This window comes from Campylobacter sp. B0100352/1, from assembly GCF_020135855.1.
Taxonomy (GTDB): domain Bacteria; phylum Campylobacterota; class Campylobacteria; order Campylobacterales; family Campylobacteraceae; genus Campylobacter_D; species Campylobacter_D taeniopygiae.
On sequence record NZ_JACHTP010000031.1, the window covers coordinates 1 to 9,401 of the forward strand.

The 9,401-nt window shown below is 30.6% G+C and carries 11 protein-coding genes; 10 read left to right on the forward strand and 1 reads right to left on the reverse strand.

Going from position 1 to position 9,401, the window contains the following annotated elements; genetic code table 11:
* Nucleotides 1-13: 13 nt before the first annotated feature.
* Entirely contained in the window at nt 14-781 is a 768-nt protein-coding gene (locus H2279_RS07865; protein ID WP_337196188.1) for an IclR family transcriptional regulator, read from the reverse strand.
* A gap of 240 nt (nt 782-1,021) precedes the next feature.
* On the opposite strand from H2279_RS07865, the gene H2279_RS07870 reads away from it, so the two are divergent.
* From H2279_RS07870 to rpsL, 10 genes are all read left to right on the forward strand, one after another.
* Nucleotides 1,022-1,930, forward strand: a complete 909-nt coding sequence (locus H2279_RS07870) for a dihydrodipicolinate synthase family protein (protein ID WP_137623917.1) — start codon at nt 1,022-1,024, stop codon at nt 1,928-1,930.
* A 10-nt stretch (nt 1,931-1,940) separates the two neighbouring features.
* A complete protein-coding gene (locus H2279_RS07875; RefSeq protein WP_337196189.1) occupies nt 1,941-2,900 on the forward strand; it encodes a 2-keto-3-deoxygluconate permease in 960 nt (319 codons plus the stop codon).
* 4 nt (nt 2,901-2,904) lie between these two features.
* The gene (locus tag H2279_RS07880; RefSeq protein ID WP_137623919.1) at nt 2,905-3,168 is read left to right on the forward strand and encodes a UxaA family hydrolase; all 264 of its coding nucleotides are present in this window, start codon (nt 2,905-2,907) and stop codon (nt 3,166-3,168) included.
* A 4-nt stretch (nt 3,169-3,172) separates the two neighbouring features.
* Nucleotides 3,173-4,336: a UxaA family hydrolase gene (locus H2279_RS07885; protein WP_337196190.1), complete on the forward strand. Its 1,164-nt coding sequence runs from the start codon at nt 3,173-3,175 to the stop codon at nt 4,334-4,336.
* Between the two features lie 47 nt (nt 4,337-4,383).
* A complete protein-coding gene (locus tag H2279_RS07890) occupies nt 4,384-5,172 on the forward strand; it encodes an SDR family oxidoreductase (protein WP_337196191.1) in 789 nt (262 codons plus the stop codon).
* Between the two features lie 16 nt (nt 5,173-5,188).
* Entirely contained in the window at nt 5,189-6,430 is a 1,242-nt protein-coding gene (fucP, locus tag H2279_RS07895; protein ID WP_137623922.1) for an L-fucose:H+ symporter permease, read from the forward strand.
* 1 nt (nt 6,431) lies between these two features.
* Nucleotides 6,432-7,202, forward strand: coding sequence for an amidohydrolase family protein (locus tag H2279_RS07900; RefSeq protein WP_337196192.1), 771 nt, complete (start codon nt 6,432-6,434; stop codon nt 7,200-7,202).
* On the forward strand, nt 7,203-7,520 hold the full coding sequence (locus H2279_RS07905; RefSeq protein WP_137622512.1) for an L-rhamnose mutarotase: 318 nt from the start codon (nt 7,203-7,205) through the stop codon (nt 7,518-7,520).
* Between the two features lie 12 nt (nt 7,521-7,532).
* Complete coding sequence (gene aldA, locus H2279_RS07910) at nt 7,533-8,972, forward strand: aldehyde dehydrogenase (protein WP_337196193.1); 1,440 nt, start codon at nt 7,533-7,535, stop codon at nt 8,970-8,972.
* A 211-nt stretch (nt 8,973-9,183) separates the two neighbouring features.
* A partial coding sequence (rpsL, locus tag H2279_RS07915; protein ID WP_337196194.1) for a 30S ribosomal protein S12 occupies nt 9,184-9,401 on the forward strand: 218 nt, incomplete at its 3' end.

Consider the following 9,401-nt stretch of genomic DNA (forward strand, 5'->3'; position numbering starts at 1 on the left):
TTTTTTGGCTATTTTAATAGATGCTCTCCAAATCTGAAAAAAATAAACTAATTTCTTTTTCTATTTTGTTTTTCTCTTCGATTAATATTTTTTTATTTTTTTCTCTAAATTCTTTATTTGAATAAAAAATAGGATAAGATATACTTATTGCAGCAATGATTTTATGATTGTGTTCTATATTTATAGCCATGCATTCAATTTGAGGATTCATTTCCCCACTTTCCAACGCCACTTTTTCTTTTTTAATTTTTTTTATTTGTTCATATAATTCATCTATATTTTTTAAGGTATTTTGAGTTATTTTTTCAAAATTTTTAGGATAAAGCATTGTTAATTCATTTTTTGTTTTATTTGATAATAAAGCTTTACCTAGAGAAGTTGCATAAGCGGGATATGAAGTTCCTATAAAAGATTTTAGTTGTATTTGATCATTAGCATCTAACTTTTCTAAGTAAAGAACGTTATTTTCCTTTAAAATACCCATTTGACAAGTTAAATTTGTTAAATCTCTAATATTTTTCATATGTTTTTTAATAAGTTCAAAGATGCTATTTTTATATTTCATATTACAGCTTAACTCTAAAATTTTAAAATCTAAAGAATAGCTTTTATTGTTTAAATTGCATTTTATATATTTTTGTTTTTGTAAAGTTTGCAAAATAGGCGAGAGTGTTCCCGCTGGAATATTTAATTTTTTAGCTATTAGACTTAATGTAAGCTGTTCTTTTGAGTTGGCAATTAATTCTAAAATTTTTATAACTCTAAGAGTAGGTTGATGCATAAAATTATCCTTTTAACGATTGCATTTTATTTATAAATTTTATCACATTTTTTACTTTTGGTAACACAAAACATTTTTTTTGATTTATTTTACAATTTGTATTTCCAAGACAAAAGCCTATTTTAAGAGATAAATATAAAATAATTATGTTTTTTATCCCTTGATTTTTTTTAAATAATTTTGTTATATTTTTTGTATATAAATAAATTTTTGTATATACAAAAAATATAAGGAGATAAAATGGGAATTTTAAAAGGGACATTACCAGCTTTGCTTACGCCTTATTCTAGTGATGGAATGATTAATGAAAAAGAATTTATTCGCTATTGTGAATTTGGAATTGATAAAGGTTTAGATGGATTATTTTGTAATGGTAGTGCAGGTGACTCTCAAGCCTTAAGTATTGAGGCACAGGTTCAATTAATGAAACTTAGCAAAGATGCTTCTAAGGGTAGAGTACCTATTATTACAGGTATTACTTCAAGTGTTTATAAAAATACCATTGTTTTATCAGAGGAAGCTTATAGGTTAGGACTTGATGCGCTTTTGCTCGCTATGCCTTATTATTACAAATTTGATGAAGAGACTCTTTTTGAATATATCAAAGATTTAGCCTTAAAAGTCAAACTTCCTTTGTATATTTATAATATTCCGCTTTTTGCACCCGCTTTAAGTTTAAACCTTATAGAAAAAATTTCAAAACTTAACAATATAGCAGGTATTAAAGATAGTAGTGGAGATGCTTTGCTTTTAAATCACATTCTGGATATGGTACCCAAAAATTTCGATGTTTTTGTAGGAAGAGAAGAAATTTATGCAGAAGCCTTATTTTTAGGAGCTAAAGGTTCTATGACAAGTATCGGAGGAATTTTTCCAGAACTTATGAGTGAAATTTATAAAACAATGAATGACAAAAAATATGAAAGAGCACTGTTGATACAAAAGAGTCTTTTAAAGGTTATAAGATTTGGGATGAGTATCTCTTTTCCTATGGGATTTGCTTTATTGTTAAAGGCTAGAGGATTTGAATTTTCAAATGCAACCATACACCCTTTATCATCTTCAACTAAAGAAAAATTAGATATGTGTTTTGATAAAGCTAAAGAATTGATTAAAACTTTGGAAAAAGAAACAGATATAAGGCTATAAAAGGTTTGATATGAAAATAAAAAGTTTTCTTGAAAAAACACCAGGTGGAATGATGCTTATACCTATGCTTATTGGTGCTATTATTCATACTTTTTGGCCAGATATTTTAGCTTATTTTGGTCCTTTTACTAATGCTTTAGGAACTGGATCTACGGTAATTATAGCAGTTTGGTTTGTCGGTATTGGAGCGAGTATAAAATTAAAAGCTACTCCAAAAGTACTTAAAAAATCTGGAGTTTTATTGGCAACTAAAATGTTTGCAGCGTATATAGCTTGTATGATTGTTCAAAGATTAATCCCACAAGGTATGATCACTGAAGGTTTATTTATGGGTTTTAGTGCTTTAGCCGTTGTGGCAGCTATGGATATGACTAATGCAGGATTATATACGGCTTTAACTAAACAATACGGAACAATAGAAGAAGCTGGGGCAAGTTTGCTTTTGATGATAGAAAGTGGTCCTTTATTTACTATGGTAGTTTTAGGTACAACAGGGCTTGCTAGCTTTCCTATACAAAATTTTATAGGCTTGGTTTTACCATTTTTATTAGGGTTTATTTTAGGAAATTTGGATGAAGATTTTAGGGTATTTTTGACTAAATTAAATGAGCCTATGATCATATTTTTAGGCTTTTCTTTAGGAAGTACCATTAACCTTCATTCTATTTATGAAGCTGGAATAGCTGGGATTATTTTAGCTTTTTCTGTCATTATTTTTACGGGTTTTTTTCTGATTTTATCAGACATATTTTTAGCTAAAGGAAATGGAACAGCCGGAATTGCTGCATCTAGTACAGCAGGTGCAGCAGCAGCAACTCCTATGCTTATAGCACAACTTTATCCCGAACTTAAAGAACAAGCAAAATACGCAACAGTGCTTGTGAGCACTTGTGTAGTAATCACTGCTTTTATAGTGCCAATTTTAACTTCATATTATGCTAAATGGGCCAAAACACATATAAGGAGATAAATTTATGAAAAGCTTTATTATAGTGAGTGAAAAAGATAATGTAGCCACTGCTTTACGCAATTTTAAAAAAGGAGAAGAGGTGGCAAATGTAAGACTTAAGAATGATATTGCTAGTGGGCACAAATTTGCACTTAAAGATATCAAAGCTAATGAAGCGGTTGTTAAGTATGCAGAGATTATTGCAAGTGCAAATTGTGATATTAAGGCTGGAGAATGGGTGCATATTCATAATATATCTGGTATCCGAGGACGTGGCGATAAGGAGTAAAGCAATGAAAATTATGGGTTATAGAAGAGAAGATGGTAAATTAGGATTGAGGAATAAAGTTATGATTATACCTAGTGTGCATTGTGCTAATAAAGTGTGTGAAAATATAGCTAAACAATGTCAAGGATCAGTTTATATTAATCATCAGCATGGTTGTTCTCAGCTTGAATTTGATGCTTTGCAAACTAGAGACGTTTTAATAGGTCATGGTACAAATGCTAATGTTTTTGGAGTTTTAATTGTTGGACTTGGTTGTGAAGTGATACAAGCTAAAGTAGTGGCTGAAAAAATTAAACAAACAACTCCTTATAAAAAGGTTGAATATTTAGTAATACAAGAATGTGGCGGTAGTAAAAATACGATAGACAAAGGTGTAAAAATAGTTAATGATATGCTTAAAGCTGCTTCAAATTTACAAAAAAGTGAAGGTGATTTTAGTGATTTAATTTTGGGAACAGAATGTGGAGGGAGCGATAGTTATAGCGGGCTTAGTGCTAATCCTGCTTTAGGTAGTTTAAGCGATTTTATCATTGATCAAGGTGGTGCTGTAATTTTAGCCGAGACAACCGAGCTTATAGGATGTGAAGCTATATTGGCAAAAAGAGCTAAAAATGATGAAATAGCAAAAAAAGTATATGAGAAAATCTTGGGTTATGAAAATTTAGTTAAATCTTTTCATGCTGATATTCGTGGAGCAAATCCAAGTCCAGGAAATATAGCAGGTGGGCTAAGCACTATAGAAGAAAAATCTTTAGGTTGTGTTTATAAAGCAGGAACTCGAACTTTAATGGATGTGATTGATTATGCAAAACCTGTAGTTTCTAAGGGACTTACTTTTATGAATACTCCCGGAAATGATATTGAGCAATTAAGCGCTATGGTAGCTGGAGGAGCAAATATTTGTGTATTTACTACGGGTCGTGGAACACCTACAGGTTCTGCTATTACTCCTACGATTAAAATGAGTTCAAATTCTTTTTGCTATAACAATATGAATGACGCTATTGATATTAATGCAGGGGATATTATAGATGGTAAAAAAACTAAAGAAGAGGTGCGAGATGAATTGATAAATTTAATCATACGGATTTCAAATGGAGAATTAGTAAAGGCAGAAATTAATGAACAAAATGATTTTTCTGTTTGGAGACTTGCTACAACTTGCTAATAAATATTATTTTGGCATGGTTTTTGATTAATAATAAGGAGAAGAAAATGGATTTAAAAATTAAAAATAAAGTTTGCATTATAACAGGGGGTGCTAAAGGCATCGGCTATGCAATTGCTAAATTATGGGCCAAAGAGGGTGGAATTTCTGTCGTTTTTTCAAGATCTATGCCAAAAGAACACGATGAGGAATTAAAAAATTTATGTAAAAGTTATGAATTTTTTGAAATTGACTTAAAAAATTATGATCAAATTGAAGAGCTTGTAAAGAAGGTTGCTGCAAAATATAATGGAATTTACGCTCTTGTAAATAACGCAGGAGCAAATGATAACTTACATATTGAGAATACAAGTGTTCAAGATTTAATCAAATCTTATGAAAACAATCTTTTTCACTATTATGCAATGGCTAAAGAGTGTTTGCCTTATATTAAAAAAGAGCAAGGAAGTATTTTAAATATAGTTAGTAAAACAGGTATTACGGGTCAAGGTAGAACTAGTGCTTATGCATCAGCTAAGGCTGCACAAATTGGATTTACTAGAGAATGGGCTTGTGCCTTTGCTAAGGATAATGTTAGAGTAAATGCTATTGCTCCTGCTGAAGTGATGACTCCACTTTATGAAAAATGGTTACAAAATTTCCCTAATCCCGAAGCGCAATATAAAAAAATTGCAAAAGCTATTCCCTTAGGACACCGTTTCACTACCGTAGAAGAAATTGCAAATACAGCTGTTTTTACCCTAAGTCCATTAGCTTCACATACTACGGGACAGATTTTAATTCCAGATGGAGGTTATATTCATTTAGATAGAGCTTTAAATTGGGACGAAGACTAAGAGATAAGGATATCAAATGACTGATTCAAAAAATATTAAAATCGCAATCATTTTGGTAACTTCACTTTTCTTTTTATGGGGTGTAAGTTATGGACTTATAGATGTGATGAATAAAAATTTTCAAAATCACCTTCATATCACTCAGCATGAGAGTGGGTTTTTACAATTGGCTTATTTTGGAGCTTATTTTATTATCGCTTTACCTGCAGGCTATATAGCTAATAAATATTCTTACAAGGTGGGAATTATGTTTGGTTTGGCATTGTATGCTATAGGATCTTTGATGATTATACCTGCGACTAATTTAGCTTCTTTCCATTTGTTTTTATTTGCATTTTTTATCTTAGCTTGCGGTATAGGATCTTTAGAAGCTAGTGCAAATCCCTATATGGTAAAACTTGGAGATGAAAAAAATGCAAGTTTTAGAATCAATGCTGCTCAAAGTTTTAATGGTTTTGGACAATTTTTAGGACCTATTATCGGTGGAGCTTTATTTTTATCTATCACTAAGCAAGGACAAAGTGCCAGTAAAGAACAAATTGAAACCGCATTAGTGGAAAATATGGGAAATGTTCAGCTTGTGTATGTTGGAATTGCTGCTATTGTGATTTTAATCTTAATCGCTTTTGCCTTAAATAAAATTCCTGAAGGTTCGGCTGTAAATAGTGATTATAAACAAAAAGATTATTCTAAATCTATAGAGGTTTTTAAACATAGACATTTTAATTTAGGGCTTTTAGCACAATTTTTATATATAGCAAATCAAGTTGCCGCTGGAGCATTTTTTATCAATTATGTAGTTGAACATAATGAAAATTTAAAGGATGAGCAAGGTGCTTATTATTTTTCTATAGCCTTAGTGGCATTTATGGTAGGACGTATCGTCTCTACACCTTTAATGAAAAAAATTAAAGGAGAAAATATTTTAGGTATATATTCTTTAATAAATACCATTTTATGTATAGGACTTTATTTTGTCCATGGTTTTTTAAGTATAGTTTTACTTATAGCCGTATTTTTTTTCATGTCTATTTCTTTTCCAACGATTTTTGCTATAGCGACAAAAAATTTACCTTTTAATCAAGTAAAATTAGGCGGATCTTTGCTTGTAATGAGTGTAGTTGGAGGAGCGATTATGCCTAGCATTGTGGGTTTAATTAATGATCATTATAATACAAGTATGGGATATTTGGCAATGGCGCCTTTATTTTTATATGTTGCTTGGTACGGATTTTTTGGTTCTAAAATAAAGGTTTAAAATGCAAAAGATTTTTGATACTCATTTGCATCTTTGGAATTTGCAAGAATGTCCTATTTCTTGGGTTAATTCATACAAAGAATTGAATCAAAATTTTGATTTTAATCAAGCAATAAAAGAATATAAAGATTTTGAGTTTCTCGGTGCTATGTATGTTGAGACAAATAGTGATAATAAGGACAAAGAAGCTTTATTTGCTTTAAAATTAAAAAAGCTTTATGGGTTAAAACTTTGCTTAGCAGATTTGAAACATAAAGAAGAAATTTGTGCTTTTAGAGAGGTTATGCACACGAGTTTTAAAGGTGCTAAAAGATTATTTGAAGCTGATTTTAAAGAGTTTATGAAAATTTTAGAAAAAGCAAAAATAGTTTTTGAAGCTTGTTTAAAAAATAGCGAATTAACATTTTTAGAGAAATTTTTAAGTGAAAATTTGAATTTAAAAGTGGTTTTAGATCATATGGGGAGTCCTGATATTAATTGTTTTGATGGTTATAAAAAAGATTTACAAAGATTAAAAAAATTTTCAAATTTCTATATCAAGCTTTCATCGCCAGATCACTTTTCGATGCAAACTTCTCAAGAATTTATTTTTGAGCTTTTCTCATTTTTGAAAGAAAATTTTAGTGAAGATAGATTTTTATTTGGCAGCAACTACCCAGTATCAAAATTAAGTCCAAATAAATGGGCAAATTTGATTTTAAAAAGTGAAGTTTTTGAAAATTTAGATGCAATTTTTTATCAAAATGCTTTAAAAATTTATAAAGGAGGTTAAATGCAAAGGTATGGTCAAATCATAAAAATTAAAAAGGAGAAAATTCAAGAATATAAAGATCTCCATAAAAATCCTTACAAAGGAGTTTGTGAAATGATTAAGGAGTGCAATATACAAAATTATTCCATTTATCTTTTTGGAGAGTATTTGTTTGCATATTTTGAGTATATAGGAGCTGATTTTGAAGCGGATATGGCTAAAATGGCAAGGGATGAAAATACACAAAAATGGTGGAAAGTAACAGATCCTTGCCAAATATCTTTAGGCTATGCGGGACAAAAATGGCTTAACATGGAAGAAGTGTTTCATTTGGATTAAAAAGGAGAGATAATGACAACTTATTATAATTTTATTAATGGGGAATTTATTCCTCATGAGGGTGAATTTTTTGAAGTTTTAAATCCAGCAACTAAAGAAGTAATTTCAAAAGTTGCTAGTGCAAGTTTAGAAGATACTCAAAGAGCGATTGAAGCAGCCAAAAAAGCTCAAAAGTCTTGGGAGGCAAAACCAGCTATACAAAGAGCAAATCATTTAAAAGAATTAGCGAATTTGATACGAAAAAATGCCGATTTTTTAACCCATATCTTAATGCAAGAACAGGGAAAAACTAAAGATTTGGCTAGTATAGAAATTCATTTCACAGCCGATTATATAGATTATACAGCTGAATGGGCTAGAAGATATGAAGGTGAAATCATACAAAGCGATAGAGCTAATGAACATATATATCTGTACAAAAGTGCTATTGGGGTTGTTGGTGGAATTTTACCTTGGAATTTCCCATTTTTTCTAATAGCGAGAAAAATGGCTCCAGCCTTATTAACGGGAAATACTATTGTTATAAAACCAAGCAGTGAAACTCCAAACAATGCTTTTGAATTTGCAAAGCTTGTTTCACAAAGTTCTTTACCTAAAGGAGTGTTTAATTTGGTGGCTGGAAAGGGTGGTATAGTAGGACACGAATTATCAAGCAATAAAGATATAGGCATGGTAAGTCTTACAGGAAGCGTTGAGGCTGGAGTTAGGGTTATGGAAGCGGCGGCAAAAAATATTATAAAAGTTTCTTTAGAACTTGGAGGAAAAGCACCTGCTATAGTATGCAAGGATGCAGATATTGATTTAGCTGTAGAGGCAATAAAAGCAAGTAGAATTTGTAACAATGGTCAAGTTTGCAATTGTGCTGAAAGAGCCTATATTCATAAAGATGTATATGATGAATTTGTAGATAAATTTGTAAAAGCTATGAGTAAGGTGAGTGTAGGAAATACACTCAAAGGAAATTTTGATATGGGTCCACTTGTCAATCAAGCGGGCGTGGATAATGCATTGGGAATGCTTGAACGTGCAAAAGCTAAAGGTGCCACCTTAGAGTGTGGTGGAAAAATAACTGATACAAGTGGATATTATTTTCCAGCTACTGTACTTACAAATGTTAAGCACGAGGATGAGATTATGCAAAAAGAAATTTTTGCTCCTATTTTACCTATTGCAAAATTTGACACATTAGATGAAGCGATTGATATGGCAAATGATTGTGAATATGGGCTTACAAGTTCTATTTATACCCAAAATTTAGATATAGCAATGAGGGCAAGCAGAGAAATTAAATTCGGAGAAACTTATATCAATCGTGAAAATTTTGAAGCAATGCAGGGTTTTCATGCAGGATTTAGAAAAAGTGGAATAGGAGGGGCTGATGGCAAACATGGTCTTGAAGAGTATTTAGCTACTCATGTAGTTTATTTACAATATAACACAGAAAAACAATAATTTATTTTTTTACCTTAATCTAATTGTATATTTTTGGATTAAGGTTTTTTGAAATTGAAAAATTTTGATTTATAGCTACAAATTTATTTTATTTGACACTAAAACAGAGAAAATACCTTAGTAAATAAAATAAAAGATAATTTTAATAAAAACTAAGCAAATTTTAGATATTATTCAAGGTTTATTACATTATTTAAAGAAAGGAATTATTGTGCCAACCATAAATCAATTGGTTAGAAAAGAGCGTAAAAAAGTTTTAGAAAAATCTAAATCTCCAGCGCTTAAAAATTGTCCACAAAGAAGGGGAGTTTGCACTAGGGTTTATACAACAACTCCTAAAAAACCAAACTCAGCGTTAAGAAAAGTTGCCAAAGTAAGACTTACTAGTGGCTTTGAAGTGATTAGCTATATCGGCGGTGAAGGTCACAA